Annotated in this window: 12 protein-coding genes, 1 tRNA gene and 1 pseudogene; 9 read left to right on the top strand and 5 right to left on the bottom strand. The window is 59.6% G+C overall.

Features of this window, described 5'->3' with window-relative positions:
* Window positions 1-9: 9 nt before the first annotated feature.
* The 3 genes from serA to AB4072_RS04155 all read left to right on the top strand — a co-directional run bounded on the left by serA (window position 10) and on the right by AB4072_RS04155 (window position 2,308).
* Window positions 10-1,602 carry a phosphoglycerate dehydrogenase gene (serA, locus tag AB4072_RS04165; protein ID WP_441965629.1) on the top strand — a complete coding sequence of 531 codons (1,593 nt, stop codon included), beginning with the start codon at window positions 10-12 and terminating at the stop codon, window positions 1,600-1,602.
* A gap of 112 nt (window positions 1,603-1,714) precedes the next feature.
* Window positions 1,715-1,945, top strand: a complete 231-nt coding sequence (locus tag AB4072_RS04160; protein ID WP_441965628.1) for a DUF1902 domain-containing protein — start codon at window positions 1,715-1,717, stop codon at window positions 1,943-1,945.
* A gap of 168 nt (window positions 1,946-2,113) precedes the next feature.
* A complete protein-coding gene (locus AB4072_RS04155; RefSeq protein WP_441965627.1) occupies window positions 2,114-2,308 on the top strand; it encodes a type II toxin-antitoxin system HicA family toxin in 195 nt (64 codons plus the stop codon).
* Here the strand turns inward: AB4072_RS04155 and AB4072_RS04150 are convergent, their stop codons facing one another.
* On the bottom strand, window positions 2,309-3,214 hold the full coding sequence (locus AB4072_RS04150; protein ID WP_441965626.1) for a DMT family transporter: 906 nt from the start codon (window positions 3,212-3,214) through the stop codon (window positions 2,309-2,311). It abuts the gene before it with no gap.
* A gap of 79 nt (window positions 3,215-3,293) precedes the next feature.
* Here AB4072_RS04150 and AB4072_RS04145 point away from each other — a divergent pair, with 79 nt between their 5' ends.
* The 4 genes and pseudogenes from AB4072_RS04145 to AB4072_RS04130 all read left to right on the top strand — a co-directional run bounded on the left by AB4072_RS04145 (window position 3,294) and on the right by AB4072_RS04130 (window position 8,248).
* Entirely contained in the window at window positions 3,294-4,157 is an 864-nt protein-coding gene (locus AB4072_RS04145) for a type 1 glutamine amidotransferase (RefSeq protein WP_441965625.1), read from the top strand.
* 258 nt (window positions 4,158-4,415) lie between these two features.
* Window positions 4,416-5,638, top strand: a pseudogene (locus AB4072_RS04140) (low temperature requirement protein A).
* Between the two features lie 130 nt (window positions 5,639-5,768).
* A complete protein-coding gene (locus AB4072_RS04135; protein ID WP_441965624.1) occupies window positions 5,769-7,061 on the top strand; it encodes an adenylosuccinate synthase in 1,293 nt (430 codons plus the stop codon).
* A gap of 32 nt (window positions 7,062-7,093) precedes the next feature.
* Window positions 7,094-8,248, top strand: a complete 1,155-nt coding sequence (locus AB4072_RS04130; protein WP_441965623.1) for a histidine kinase — start codon at window positions 7,094-7,096, stop codon at window positions 8,246-8,248.
* 160 nt (window positions 8,249-8,408) lie between these two features.
* Here AB4072_RS04130 and rpoH read toward each other — a convergent pair whose 3' ends face one another.
* Both rpoH and AB4072_RS04120 read right to left on the bottom strand, forming a co-directional pair.
* The gene (gene rpoH / locus AB4072_RS04125) at window positions 8,409-9,290 is read right to left on the bottom strand and encodes an RNA polymerase sigma factor RpoH (RefSeq protein ID WP_441965622.1); all 882 of its coding nucleotides are present in this window, start codon (window positions 9,288-9,290) and stop codon (window positions 8,409-8,411) included.
* Window positions 9,291-9,467: 177 nt separating this feature from the next.
* Window positions 9,468-10,487, bottom strand: coding sequence for an RluA family pseudouridine synthase (locus AB4072_RS04120; protein ID WP_441965621.1), 1,020 nt, complete (start codon window positions 10,485-10,487; stop codon window positions 9,468-9,470).
* 96 nt (window positions 10,488-10,583) lie between these two features.
* Between AB4072_RS04120 and AB4072_RS04115 the strand changes: the two genes are divergently transcribed.
* Together AB4072_RS04115 and AB4072_RS04110 are read left to right on the top strand one after the other, a co-directional pair.
* Window positions 10,584-10,659: transfer RNA gene (locus AB4072_RS04115), tRNA-Glu, on the top strand.
* 180 nt (window positions 10,660-10,839) lie between these two features.
* On the top strand, window positions 10,840-11,877 hold the full coding sequence (locus AB4072_RS04110; protein ID WP_441965620.1) for a glycosyltransferase family 2 protein: 1,038 nt from the start codon (window positions 10,840-10,842) through the stop codon (window positions 11,875-11,877).
* A 25-nt stretch (window positions 11,878-11,902) separates the two neighbouring features.
* On the opposite strand, the gene AB4072_RS04105 is transcribed toward AB4072_RS04110, so the two are convergent.
* Window positions 11,903-12,598: a class I SAM-dependent methyltransferase gene (locus AB4072_RS04105; protein ID WP_441965619.1), complete on the bottom strand. Its 696-nt coding sequence runs from the start codon at window positions 12,596-12,598 to the stop codon at window positions 11,903-11,905.
* A gap of 215 nt (window positions 12,599-12,813) precedes the next feature.
* Window positions 12,814-13,998 (bottom strand): O-succinylhomoserine sulfhydrylase, encoded by a 1,185-nt coding sequence (locus tag AB4072_RS04100; RefSeq protein ID WP_441965618.1) that lies wholly within the window; start codon window positions 13,996-13,998, stop codon window positions 12,814-12,816.
* Between the last annotated feature and the right edge of the window lie 36 nt (window positions 13,999-14,034).

The following is a 14,034-nucleotide window of genomic DNA, read 5'->3' as shown; positions in this document are numbered from 1 at the left end:
AGGACCAACATGACCAAACCCCGCGTACTCATTTCCGACGCTCTCTCCCCCGCCGCCGTGCAGATCTTCAAGGATCGCGGTGTCGATGTCGATTTTCAGCCCGATCTCGGCAAGGACAAAGACAAACTCGCCGCCATCATCGGTGACTATGACGGCCTTGCCATTCGCTCCGCCACAAAGGTGACGGCCAAGATCCTCGAACAGGCCAAGAACCTGAAAGTGATCGGTCGCGCCGGCATCGGTGTCGATAATGTCGAGATCCCTGCCGCTACGGCGAAGGGTGTGATCGTCATGAACACACCCTTCGGCAATTCGATCACCACCGCTGAGCACGCCATCGCCATGATGTTCGCGCTCGCGCGGCAGATTCCGCAGGCGGATGCTTCCACGCAGGCCGGCAAGTGGGAGAAGAACCGCTTCATGGGTGTCGAACTCACCGGCAAGGTGCTCGGCGTCATCGGCTGCGGCAATATCGGCTCCATCGTCGCCGAGCGTGGTATTGGACTTCGCATGCGTGTGATCGCGTACGATCCGTTCCTGTCGCCTGAGCGCGCGCTCGAACTCGGCGTCGAGAAGGTGGAGCTCGACGAATTGCTTCGCCGCGCCGACATCATCACGCTGCATGTTCCGATGACGGAAAAGACGAAGAACATTCTCTCCGCCGAGAATATCGCCAAGACGAAGAAGGGTGTGCGTATCATCAATTGCGCGCGCGGGGGTCTTGTCGACGAAGTGGCTTTGCGCGCGGCTCTCGATTCTGGCCATGTCGCAGGCGCCGCTTTCGACGTGTTCATTGAAGAGCCTGCGACAGCGAACCCGCTTTTCGGCCATCCCAACGTGGTCTGCACGCCGCATCTTGGCGCTGCGACGACCGAGGCGCAGGAGAATGTGGCGTTGCAGGTTGCCGAGCAGATGTCGGATTATCTGTTGCAGGGCGCAATCCAGAACGCAGTGAACTTCCCGTCGATCTCGGCGGAAGAGGCGCCGCGTCTGAAACCCTTCGTGGCGCTTGCCGAGAAGCTCGGTTCGTTCCTTGGTCAGCTCACCGAAGCGCCGATCAAGGGCATCCGCATCGAATACGAAGGTGACGTGGCGGAGATGAACACTCGCGCACTCACCTCTGCAGCGGTGACCGGTGTTCTGCGTCCCTTCCTGCAAGACATCAACATGGTGTCCGCGCCCATCGTCGCCCGTGAGCGTGGCATCACCGTGGAAGAGGTCAAGCGCGACAGCGCAGCGCGGGACTATGAGAGCTTCGTGCGTATCGTGGTCGAAGCTGAAGATATGTCGCGCCATGCGGGCGGCACCGTGTTCCAGGATGGCAAGCCGCGTGTCACGGAAATCCGCGATATCATGATCGATGCGGAATTCGCGCCGAGCATGATTTACGTGCGCAACGCGGACAAGCCGGGCTTCATCGGCAGCTTCGGCACCTTGCTCGGAGAATCCGGCGTCAACGTCGCCACCTTCGCGCTTGGTCGCGACAAGCAGGGCGGCGATGCGATCTGCTTCGTGTCGGTCGATCAACCGGTAACGGACGATCTGCTGCGCAAGATCGAAGAGATCCCGCAGGTGAAGCGCGCCCGGGCTGTGCGGTTCTAATCAAGCTTGTCCTTCCCGACTTCTAGTCTAGGGCGGTTTGGGGAGGACAACGCTTTACCTTGCTACAGGCTGGATCATGGGCGATGATGGGTTCAGATCGAAAGGATGCTTTATGCCCCGTTATGTCGTCGTTCGCGCCGCCTGGGATGAAGAGGCCAAGGTATGGTATGTGCAGGAATCCGACATTCCCGGCCTAGTGACGGAAGCAGAAACCTTGGAGGATTTGCGTCGCAAGGTGCCCTTGATAATTCAGGATCTCCTTGAGGATGCGGACGGGCATCCGAATGAGATCGAGATTGATTTTATTGCTTATGCCCATGATCGCGTGACAATCGCGGCCTAATCTAACGATGTGGATAAGTAAGTAGAGCATGCGATTTGAAATCACATGCTTTCAAGCCTTAAGCTATTGAAATAATTCATTCGTGTTACCGGGCCTTGAAGTACGAATTAAACTTGCGGTTTCAAAGAGTAAGTGCACACTCATCTCACATTTTACGTGGAAGATGAGATGAACGATTTCGCTCCTGCTGTCCGGCGCATCCTTCGTGAGCAGGGCTTTGAATTTTTACGACAGGGCCGCGGCGATCATGAAATTTGGCACAACGCCACGAGCGGCCGAAAGGTTGTGGTTGATGGAACGATCAAGTCGCGCCACACGGCCAACGGCATTCTGAAGCAGGCAAGGTTATCGAAAGCTTTTTGATTACACTCTGCGCTCTGCCAACCAGATCCCTCCGAGCACCATCACCAGCCCGATCGCGTGATAGGATGCGAAGGGCTCGCCGAGAATAGCGACTGCGAGCAGCGCGCCGAAGACCGGCACGAGATTGACGAACAACCCTGCTCTTGCCGGACCGATCAGCTCCACGCCGCGGATGAAGAGGAGTTGCGAGAGGAGAGAGGGAAGCAGCGCCACGTAAAGCATCACGGCCCAACCGGTGAGCGTCGGCCATTGCGCCTTGCCGCTTACGATTTCTACGGCCACCAACGGCAATGAGGTGAGAAAAGCAATGACCGCGAGGGCTCCAAAGAACACGAGGCCCGGCACGGCGGGGCGTTGGCGCAGACCCAGCGTGTATCCGGCATAGAAGACGCAGGCGATCAGCATCAGCATGTCGCCGAAATTCAACGCAAGTGAGCGCAGGACCTCGAGATCGCCTCGAACGGAGACGACGATCACGCCGATGAGCGTCACCATCATGCCGATGATCTGGAGCGGCCCCACACGGTTCTGGAAGAAGAACACCGCGCCCACCAGCACGAGAACCGGGATAGCGCCCTGGAAGATCGTGAGGTTGACCGCGCTCGTATAATGCGCCGCGCCGTAGAACAAGGCGTTGAAAGCGGTAAAGCCGCAGGTTCCCATTGCGATGATGAGCCATTTGTGTGGTCTCAGCTTTGGCCACGCCTCGATCAACTGGCGCCCGACCAGGGGCACCATGATCGCGACCACGATCACCCAGCGTAGGGCCACAAGGACCATCGGCGAAATCTCGCCCACCGCCAGCCGACCCGCGACGCCGTTACCACCCCAGAACAGGGTGGTGATGGCAAGGAGAAGATAGGCCTGGCCATAAAACTTCCGCCAGAGCGTGCGCAGCATCGTCATGGGCCTTAGAACCTCAGCGCGCTTGCACCCGCGCGCCTTTCGGGTAAACCGATGCCCAAAGTGGAGGCATCGAGGGTCTATGGCCTTACGGTTTCTGGTTATCGAGGGCAATACGCTGGGCGCAAGGCAGGCCCACAAGGCAGCCTATGGACTCATGCCGTCGGAGTCCTATGCTGACGTGTTGCAGCAGGTCGAGACCGACATCGTCTGCGATCTGGCTTTCCCGGCAGACGAAGGCACGAATCTTCCCGATGCGTCGGGGCTCGAATCCTACGATGGCATCGTGCTCACAGGCTCGCACCTGAATATCTACGATGCCACGCCGAACATTCTGCGCCAGATCGACCTGATGCGCTCCGTCTATGCTTCGCGCACCCCCTCCTTCGGCTCCTGCTGGGGCTTGCAGGTGGCGGCTGTCGCTGCCGGAGGAGACGTGCGCAAGAACCCTCTTGGACGCGAAATCGGGTTTGCGCGGCGATTGACGCCGACCGAGGCGGGCCGAACGCATCCGCTCCTTTCCGGTCGCCCCGCCTCCTACGATGCGCCGGCGATTCATCTCGACATAGTGACGACGACACCGGGGGAGGCGATCGTCTTGTCGACGAATGCGGTGTCGCAGGTTCAGGCGGCGGAAATCACCATGAGCGGCGGCACTTTCTGGGGTGTACAGTATCACCCCGAATTCAGCCTCGGCGAATTGGCTGTGATTCTGGCGCGGCGGACTGAGATGCTGGTCGGCGAGGGCTTCTGCCGCAATGCGGAGGAAGCCGTTTCCTACATTGGCGATCTCCAGACCTTGCACGCACAGCCGACGCGCTTCGATCTATCCTGGCGACATGGGCTCGATGAGGAAGTGCTTTTGCCCGAGCGCCGCACCCGCGAGATCCGCAATTTCATCGAACATCGGGTGAAGCCGGAGAAGAGCGCCCGGGGGCGTGCCTGATTCTTTGGTCGTGACTCAGTTTGATGAGGATAAAGCCCAGGCTTTCCCGGGAGGGACGAAGGGTGGGGGTGGTCCGACCGGGTGAAACTTTCATACGTCTGGCGCGTAGCAGCCTTCCTGCTTATCGGATCACCTGGCAACGCTCTGACTTTTCAACCCCCACCCCTACCCCTCCCCGCAAGGGGGAGGGAAGAGCGCAGATCAAACTGAGTCATTATCGATTCTTTAAGCCTGTCGCATGGCGGGCTGGGACATTCTATGATGGCCCGGCTCAGGAAACAGAGGCGGCTTGTCATGCTTGCAGGCGCATCGACGAACTATCTAAGGGCGCGATCTCCTCACGAGCACAACAAGGTCTCCTTCACGGAGCTGTTTTTCGATCTCGTCTTCGTTTTTGCCATCACGCAGCTCTCGCATTTCCTGTTGAAGCATCTCACTCTGATGGGAGCCGTTCAAACCGGAATTCTGTTCCTGGCGGTCTGGTGGGTCTGGATCTTCACGTCTTGGGTCACGAACTGGGTCGATCCGGAACGGACGCCCGTCCGGCTCATGATGTATGGCCTCATGTTGGCCGGGCTCGTCCTTTCCACCTCTATCCCTGAGGCGTTCGAAGGACGCGGTCTGTCTTTCGCCCTTGCCTACGTGTCCATGCAGGTGGGCCGTTCGCTCTTTATGATATGGGCGCTCAAGCAACATGATTGGGACAATTTCCGCAACTTCCAACGCATCACCGCCTGGCTCGCGACCTCGGCGCTTTTCTGGCTCGCGGGCGGCCTGGCGGAGCATGACCTACGCCTGTGGTTATGGCTTATTGCGCTCGCCATCGAATATGTTTCTCCCTCACTCGGCTTCCGGACCCCGGGTCTCGGACGGTCGGCAACCACGGACTGGCTGGTGGAGGGCGGCCATCTTGCCGAGCGCTGTGGTCTCTTCGTCATCATCGCGCTTGGTGAATCGATCCTCGTCACAGGGGCGACGTTCAGTGAACTTGATGGACATCGCCTGTCGTGTCGGCCGCGTTCGTCGGCTTTGTCAGCAGTGTCGCCATGTGGTGGATCTACTTCAACACAGGGGCGGAACGCGCCTCCGATAGCATCACGCATTCAAGCGATCCGGGCAGGCTCGCGCGGCTGGCATACACATATATCCACATTGTCATCATTGCGGGCATCGTGATTTGCGCTGTCTCCGATGAGCTTTCATTGGCTCATCCGACGGGCCATGCGGAGATGGCGACACGTCTCGTGATGCTTGGCGGACCCGCGATCTACATCGCCGGCAATCTCCTTTTCAAGAAAGCCATGACAGGGCGAGCCCCGCTATCGCATCTGGCTGGTCTCGCGGTTCTGGTTCTTTTGTTTCCCGTCTCGGTCATGCTTTCGCCTCTGGCGATCAGTGCAGGCGCGACAGTGGCTCTCCTGATTGTCGCCACATGGGAGACAGTGTCCTTGCGGACGTTTGAGGTCTTCGACAGGGGATGAGCTGCATCCGGATGTCTTGATGCTTCCATTTCGCCTTGACCTCACGCGCTCGATCCATCAAGAGACTTTGCAAGGTTTTTCAACCCAACCCTGGCCTTGCGCCGGGGTTTTTTTATGTGAGGCTTGAGCGATGGCGAATGTGGTCGTCGTCGGCGCCCAGTGGGGCGACGAGGGTAAGGGCAAGATCGTCGATTGGCTGTCCGAACAGGCGGACGTGGTCGTGCGGTTCCAGGGTGGCCACAATGCGGGCCATACCCTCGTCATCGGTGAAACCGTCTACAAGCTCTCGCTTCTGCCTTCCGGAGTCGTGCGCCCCGGCAAGCTCTCGGTGATCGGTAACGGCGTCGTGCTCGACCCCTATGCCTTGGCTTCCGAGGTCGAAACTCTGAAGCAACAAGGCGTTGCGATCACTCCCGACAATCTGCGCGTTGCCGAGAACGCCACATTGATTCTCTCGATTCACAGAGAGCTCGATGCTCTGCGCGAAAGCGGCGGCGGTGGCACCAAGATCGGCACCACGAAGCGCGGAATCGGTCCGGCTTACGAAGACAAGGCCGGTCGGCGGGCGATCCGCCTGATGGATTTGGCCGATCTGAAGTCTTTGCCGGACAAGATCGAGCGGCTGCTCGCCCACCACAATGCACTTCGCCGTGGGCTTAGCCTGCCGGAATTCGAGGCCAAGGCAATCTACGAGGAACTGGCCTCTGTCGCACCGAAGGTGCTGCCTTACATGGACGCCGTGTGGCGTCTGCTCGACGAGGAGCGCCGTGGCGGTAAGCGGATCCTGTTCGAGGGCGCGCAGGGTGCGTTGCTCGACGTGGACCACGGCACCTACCCCTTCGTCACGTCTTCAAACACCGTTGCAGGCCAGGCAGCCACCGGCTCCGGCCTCGGACCGGGCGCGGTGGGCTACGTGCTCGGCATCGCCAAAGCTTACACGACCCGCGTGGGCGAGGGCCCGTTCCCGACGGAATTGTTCGACGAGACCGGTGAACTGATCGGCCAGAAGGGCAAGGAATTCGGCGTGGTCACGGGTCGCAAGCGTCGCTGCGGCTGGTTCGATGCCACCCTCGTGCGGCAGACTGTCCGCACCTCCGGCATCAACGGCATAGCCTTGACGAAGCTCGACATTCTCGACGGCTTCAAGACCATCAAGATCGGCGTCGGTTATCGTCTCGATGGCGAAACCCTTGACTATTTCCCCGCGAGCCAGGGCGCGCAGGCGAAAGTTGAGCCGATCTTCGAGGAAATGGAAGGTTGGAGCGGCTCGACCGCCGGCGCGCGGTCCTGGGCCGAGCTTCCGGCTCAGGCTATCAAGTATGTCCGCCGGATCGAGGAGTTGATCGGGGCACCGGTTTCGGTGTTGTCCACATCGCCCGAGAGAGAGGACACAATCCTCGTGAAGAACCCGTTTGAGGGTTGACGGCGACGCCTCGGCGGGCCATCCCAAGAGCAATGGCTGATTATTACCCACTTATTGCCCGTGCCGTCGAAGGCCTGTCCGACCGTTCGCCACAAATGCGCCGCGCCGTCTATGAGCGCGCGCGTACGGCTCTTTTAGGTCAATTGCGGACTCTGGATCCGCCTCTCTCGGAGGCGGATATCGCGGCCGAAGGCGTTTCCCTGGACGAGGCGATCACGCGGATAGAGGCATCCTATGCCTCGCCGCCACCGGCTCCTGAATCCGATCTCCCTGGTCTAGAGGACTTCGCGAAGGAAGTCTTTTCGCCGCGCGACACTTTTGACGACGAGGGAAGCGAGCCGTCCGTTCCTCCGGAGGAGCCTGCGGTCGTTGCGCGTCCGCGTGTCGATAGTCGCTCGGCTATGGCCGGTTCCGGCGGACGCGGTCGCACCATCCTTCTTGGCTCGGTCCTCGCCGTGGTCATCGCGGCCATCGCCGTCGTGGCCTGGTTCCTCCGTGACACGCCTGAGAGCCTACCGGTACAGAATCCGGTCGCGGAAGCGCCAGCCCAGCGCACCGCCCAGGATGCAAGCAAGTTCAACGAACGCGTCGGCGGCCAGTCCGCGCCGGCCCAGGTTCAAGCCAATCCCACGAAGCCCGATCTGGGTGTTGCCCAGCGCGCGGTCTTCTACGAGGAAGACCCTTCCAACCCGCAGACGCCCAAGGCTCTGGTCGGCAAGGTCGTCTGGCGGCTGGAGAATGTTAGCGGCGGGCAGGGCCAGCCACTTGAGACGGCGGTGCGCGCGGCGATCGAGATTCCCGATGCGGGCCTCAATCTGAACATGACCATCCGTCGCAATACCGATGCTACGCTTCCGGCGTCGCATACGGTCGAGCTTCTTTTTACGACGCGAGCGGGCGATGCCGGCCGGGTCATCCGCGATGTGGGCTTGTTGCAGTTCAAGAGCGAGGAAGCCGCGCGCGGCACGCCACTCGCCGGACTGCCGGTGCCCGTGCGTGAAAACATCTTCCTCCTCGGGCTGTCGAATCTCTCGGGCGATATCGAGCGCAATGTGGAGATGTTCATTCATCGGAACTGGGTTGATCTGCCTGTGCGCATGGCCTCCGGTCAGCGCGCGATCCTGAGCTTCGAGAAGGGTGCTTCGGGTGAGCAGGTGATCAACAACGCCTTCCGCCAGTGGCAATAAAAAAAGCCGCGGTCGATGCCGCGGCTCATAGCATGATCAGAACAAGTGGAAGCCGGTTGTGCGCCCGGATCATGCGGCATCAAACGAATCTAGAGTTTGATCCTGTTTCAATCTGAAACGATCAAACTCTAGCCGATCTCGTCTGATCTCTCGTTGAAAATTAAGCCTCGGCCGGATGCTCGATCTGGGCGAGGTTTTTCTTGACGGCTTCCTGCACCTTTTCGAAGGCGCGCACTTCGATCTGGCGGACACGCTCGCGCGACACACCGAACTCGGTCGAGAGGTCTTCCAGTGTCATCGGATCGTCCGAGAGGCGGCGCGCCTCGAAGATGCGTCGCTCGCGCGGATTGAGCACGGAAAGAGCGTTGCGCAACGCCGAGAGGCGGTTCTGGCCTTCCTCTTCCGCCACAAGCAACTGCTCCTGGCTGACGCTGTCATCGACGAGCCAATCCTGCCATTCGCCTTCGCCTTCCTCGCGAAGAGGGGCGTTGAGGGAGGTGTCGCCGCCGAGGCGACGGTTCATCTCAACCACGTCCTGTTCGTTCACGCCGAGCTGGGTTGCGATCTGTTTGACCTGATCGGGACGCAGATCTCCCTCGTCCAGAGCCGAGATCCGGCTCTTGGCCTTACGGAGATTGAAGAAGAGCTTCTTCTGGTTCGCGGTGGTGCCCATCTTCACGAGCGACCATGAGCGCAGAATGTACTCTTGAATCGCGGCCTTGATCCACCACATCGCATAAGTGGCAAGGCGGAAGCCTTTCTCGGGCTCGAAGCGTTTGACGGCCTGCATCAGGCCGACATTTCCCTCCGAGACCACTTCGCCGATAGGGAGACCATAGCCGCGATAACCCATCGCGATCTTCGCGACGAGACGCAGATGGGATGTCACGAGCTTGTGCGCGGCCTCGCGGTCGCCATGCTCACGCCAGCTTTTGGCGAGCATGTATTCCTCATGCGGTTCGAGCATGGGGAAGCGGCGAATTTCGTCGAGATAGCGCGAAAGGCCCCCTTCATTGGCAAGAACGGGAAGCGCTGCAGCCATATTCCATATCCTCCTTTGGCTCCCTCTGACGAGGCAAGCCGAGAGACGGCCTCCTCATGGCCGACCGTCGATCCCCCAATATAAGCATGGAGACCTTGACCGAATAGAGGCATCGCCACGCAATCTCATGTGAACCGGAACAACGCGTTTGGCATGGTTATGTGCCGTTCGCGTTCTCTAATGCGGCGCAGTGCCGCCTAAAATCGGTTCCCTCAAGGCGGCGAGAAGAGCCACCATATCGGCGGGGAGGGGGCTCTCGAATTGCAGAAACTCCCCTGTTCTCGGGTGTTCGAAGCCGAGAACCGTGGCATGCAGGGCCTGACGCCCTAGTGCCGTGAGCGCGCTCTGCTGAGCTTCCGACAGGCGGTTCGCCTTGGTCTTGAAACCAGATCCGTAGACGCGGTCACCAAGCAAGGGATGGCCGATATGCGCCATATGCACACGGATCTGATGGGTTCTTCCCGTCTCCAACTCGCATCGGACGAGGGTGGCGAGCGGGGAGCCGGCAGGAAGTGACTCCTCGATCCGATAATGCGTGATCGCGTAGCGCCCACGCTCTTCAGAGACCACCGCCATCTTCTCGCGATTATGAGTGCTGCGCGCCAGCGCGGCCTCGACGGTGCCATGCTGGCGGTCGGGCGTGCCCCAGACCAGCGCCAGATAGGCGCGCTCGAGGGGCCCCGAACGACCATGATCGGCAAATTGCTCTGCGAGGCCTTGATGCGCCTTGTCGTTCTTCGCAATGACGAGAAGGCCGGACGTGTCCTTGTCCAGTCGGTGAACGATGCCGGGGCGTTTCACGCCGCCGATCCCGGACAGGCTGTCCCCGCAATGGGCAATGAGCGCATTGACCAACGTGCCCGATTCATGCCCCGCGGCCGGATGGACGACGAGCCCGGCAGGCTTGTCGATGACGATCAAATCGTCATCCTCGTAAACCACATGAAGGTCCATTGCCTGGGCAACAGGCTCGGCCGGCACGGCTGGAGGAACCGAAAGAGCGATTGTCACCCCGCCCGCGACTTTCCGGCTGGGGTCGAGCACGATCTGACTGTCGATCACAGCGTGTCCCTCGCGGATCAGCGCCTGCAAGCGGCTGCGCGACAGGTCGCTCCACGCGGCCGCAAGCACGCGATCCAGCCGCTCCGGGGCCGCGTGTTCTTCGATCGTCCATTCTCGCCGTGTCTCGTCGGTCAACGAAAACCTCTTTTTTGCTCGTTCGCGTCGCTTTTTTTCGCAAAGCCCTTGAAGGCGCCAGACAAGCTCGTTATACGAGCGACCTTCCAGTTGCTAGCTCCCTTCGTCTAGCGGTCTAGGACGTCGCCCTCTCACGGCGAAAACAGGGGTTCGATTCCCCTAGGGAGCGCCAACATTACTGTGGGGCGAGGAGCTTTTGATAAGCCACGTCCAGCGCAGCATACCAACCAGCCTGACACTGCAAAATCTTAAGCGTCTTTTTTAGCAACACATTCTTTTGCTTGTTGCGACATGATAACATAATTTCATTCTGAAAGCGGACCGTGCCAGAAGCTGCCTGCGGAAGGTGGCTATGGGACAGCCGAAGACCGGGGGCGGGATGGGTCATATGCATGGCGGTCATGAGAAGAAGCTGACGCCAGCGCAGGCATTTGCGTCGCGCCCCGGCCTGAGCGTAGTCGTTCCCTGCTACAATGAAGAGGAATGCATTCGCGCTTGCCATGAGCGCCTGACAGCCGTGTGTCAGGGGCTCGCCGTCGACTACGAGCTTGTTTTCGTCAACGACGGTTCAGCCGATCGTACCGCCGGCATTCTCCTCGACCTGAAGAAGAGCGATCCCCGTATCGTTATCGTCGATTTGGCGCGTAATCATGGTCATCAATTGGCTCTGTCGGCGGGACTGAGCGTGGCTTTGGGCGAGCGCGTTTTCGTGATCGATGCCGATCTGCAGGACCCGCCCGAATTGCTTGGCGAAATGATGAAGGTCATGGATGCAGGCGCCGACGTGGTCTATGGACAGCGCCGCGCTCGTGAAGGCGAGAGCTGGTTCAAACTTGCGACGGCGAAGCTGTTCTACCGTGCGCTCTCGCGCATCGCCGCATTCCCCATTCCACACGATACCGGCGATTTCAGGCTGATGAGCCGGCAGGTGGTTGATATCCTCAATTCCATGCCGGAGAGCCACCGTTTCATTCGTGGGATGGTCGCTTGGATCGGGTTCGATCAGGTTCCGATGCTTTATGATCGTCACGCGCGATTCGCTGGCGAGACTAAGTATCCGTTCGGCAAGATGCTTCTGCTTGCGTCCGATGCCATGACGGCTTTTGCCGTCGCACCGCTGCGTTTCGTCTATTCTCTTGCCCTCGTCGCGGCGTTGCTCGCCGTCCTTATGATCGGATGGTCGTTCTTCGCTTACCTTCTCAACGACACATCTCCCGGTTGGGCGAGTTTGATGGTCGTCGTCTTAGCCTTTTCGTCGGTGCAACTCTTCTGCCTCGGTGTGATTGGCGAATACATCAGCCGCATCTTCACACAGGTGAAGGGGCGCCCTCTCTTCGTCATCAAGGCTGTTCATCGGGATCAAAGTTCCAGAGCGGGTCATTCGGCCTGACTCCGCTTCTATCGAAGCGACGATCTCATGATTTTTGAGCCGACACCGAATATTGGGCGCCAAGAGGCAGCCAGGCGAGGTACTGCTCGAGCGGGCGCAGCTTGGCGAGCGGGCTTGGGAAGAAGATGTGGTACCGAACCTGGACGTCGCTCCAGCCGGCATCACGTAAGCGACGACTGAAGTGCGATGCGTGAATGAGCTTGGCGTTAATGTCGAACGGGCAGGTATTGACCGCACGTACCGTGAGCGGGTTGAGTGTGTTGTGCTCGAATATGGTGATCAGCCCGCCTTTTCTGGTGATCCGGTGCAATTCCCGCAACCATCCGACATGCTCCTCGTGAGGAATATGGTGGAACACACAGGCGGAAAACGTGGCGTCGAAGCTGTTCTCGGCGGCAGGAATACGGTCGCTGGGGATCTCGAGATATTTCTCAGGTCCTGGAAAGCGCTTCCGGCTGAGCTCCAGGCTACGGGTCGATACGTCTGCGCAGGTTACTTCGCCTTCCGAGAAGTGGGACCGGAAATGTGGCACCGAATTGCCGATCCCCGAGCCGAAATCAAAAATGCGCTCCACTGAAATGCCACGCGCGTGGGCGATGTTCTTCAATTCGCGGATCTTGTACTCGGCGAAAAATTCCGGGGACTCGCCCGTAATGGCAATATTGGTCTTGTGCTGCTCGTAGTATTCGTCGGCGAACTGATCAAATTCAGATTGGTTCATTATTTTTTACCAAGATAGCAACGCCTGAATTGCAGGCACTTTTACATTTGCGATTTCTTGGTTGCAAGCCGTTGCCGAACCTTCATACGCCGCGTTGCGACCGTTTGGATTTCGGCAATTTCTTGGATACGAGATCACGTGGAAATCGACGCAGCGCGAATCCGCTGCGAAGGCGTCTCGACCGAGCTGCGATCTGTGGGCCGGTGATGCAGGCGTCAGACTTTCACCAGTGCAGTCTCGATGTCGCGCTGCAAGTCTTCCCGATGTTCGAGGCCGACCGACAAGCGCACGAGCCCATCGGGTATGCCCATTTCCGCGCGGAGTTCCGGCGAGAAACGCTGGTGCGTGGTTGTGGAGGGATGAGTCACGAGGCTCTTGGCATCGCCGAGATTGTTTGAAATCCGGATCAGCTTGAGAGCGTTCATGAAGCGGAACGCTCCCTCCTTGCCGCCTTTCACGTCGAGCGCAATCATGGTCGAGCCGCCACGCATCTGGCGTGCGATGATCTCGGCCTGCGGATGATCGGGGCGACCGGGATAGATCAGACGATTGAGCTTCGGATGCGCGCTCAGCGCATCGGCGAGAAAACCCGCATTGTCGGTCTGGCGTTCGACGCGCAAGGGGAGGGTTTCGAGACCCTTCAAAAGAACCCAGGCGTTGAAGGGAGAGATGGACGGGCCGGTCATCCGCAGGAAGGGCTGGACGACCTCTTCGATGAACTTCGTCGATGAGAGGATCACACCGCCGAGACATCGTCCCTGGCCGTCGATATGTTTGGTCGCCGAATAGACGACGCAATCCGCGCCGAGTTCCAGAGGTTTTTGCCAGAGCGGCGTTGAAAACACATTGTCGACGGTCAGCGTCGCGCCGGCTTCGTGCGCTACCCTGGCAACGGCCGCGATGTCGATGATTTCAAGACTTGGATTGGAGGGCGATTCCAGAAGGAATGCTTTCGTCTCAGGGCGGACGGCTTTGCGCCATTCCTCGATCTTGGTTCCATCGACCAGCGTGCACGTGACGCCGAACTGGGGCAGAAAATCCTCGACCACCCAGCGGCAGGAGCCGAAGAGGGCACGGGCGGCAACGATGTGATCGCCTGCCTTGACCTGGCTTACCATGGCAGCCGTCACGGCGGCCATGCCGGTGGCTGTCGCGCGGGCCGCTTCTGCCCCCTCGAATGAGGCCATGCGGTCCTCGAACATGGCGATGGTCGGGTTCGAGTAGCGCGTATAGCTGAAGCCGGGTTCCTCGTTCTTGAAACGAGACTCGGCACTTTCCGCCGTCTCGTAGATGAAGCCCTGCGTCAGGAACAACGCTTCGGAGGTTTCACCGAACGGTGTACGGAGCATCCCGTCGTGAACGAGACGCGTTTCAAGGTGATATTGCGAGGACGAGGTCATAAATTCTGCTTTAGCGTCGTTCTGTAAAAAGAACAA

Origin of the sequence: Microvirga sp. 2MCAF38, assembly GCF_052115485.1 — a bacterium.
Classification (GTDB): Bacteria; Pseudomonadota; Alphaproteobacteria; order Rhizobiales; family Beijerinckiaceae; genus Microvirga.
The sequence above is the reverse complement of the archived record's forward strand: the minus strand, read 5'-3'. Positions and strand labels throughout refer to the sequence as shown.

Bases quoted from the DNA above. Each gene is read 5' to 3' on its own strand.
- AB4072_RS04100 (WP_441965618.1), bottom strand. From the start codon at position 13,998: ATGACCTCGTCCTCGCAATATCACCTTGAAACGCGTCTCGTTCACGAC.
- AB4072_RS04145 (WP_441965625.1), top strand. From the start codon at position 3,294: ATGGCCTTACGGTTTCTGGTTATCGAGGGCAATACGCTGGGCGCAAGG.
- rpoH (WP_441965622.1), bottom strand. From the start codon at position 9,290: ATGGCTGCAGCGCTTCCCGTTCTTGCCAATGAAGGGGGCCTTTCGCGC.
- AB4072_RS04105 (WP_441965619.1), bottom strand. From the start codon at position 12,598: ATGAACCAATCTGAATTTGATCAGTTCGCCGACGAATACTACGAGCAG.
- AB4072_RS04130 (WP_441965623.1), top strand. From the start codon at position 7,094: ATGGCTGATTATTACCCACTTATTGCCCGTGCCGTCGAAGGCCTGTCC.
- AB4072_RS04150 (WP_441965626.1), bottom strand. From the start codon at position 3,214: ATGACGATGCTGCGCACGCTCTGGCGGAAGTTTTATGGCCAGGCCTAT.
- AB4072_RS04160 (WP_441965628.1), top strand. From the start codon at position 1,715: ATGCCCCGTTATGTCGTCGTTCGCGCCGCCTGGGATGAAGAGGCCAAG.
- serA (WP_441965629.1), top strand. From the start codon at position 10: ATGACCAAACCCCGCGTACTCATTTCCGACGCTCTCTCCCCCGCCGCC.
- AB4072_RS04135 (WP_441965624.1), top strand. From the start codon at position 5,769: ATGGCGAATGTGGTCGTCGTCGGCGCCCAGTGGGGCGACGAGGGTAAG.
- AB4072_RS04155 (WP_441965627.1), top strand. From the start codon at position 2,114: ATGAACGATTTCGCTCCTGCTGTCCGGCGCATCCTTCGTGAGCAGGGC.
- AB4072_RS04110 (WP_441965620.1), top strand. From the start codon at position 10,840: ATGGGACAGCCGAAGACCGGGGGCGGGATGGGTCATATGCATGGCGGT.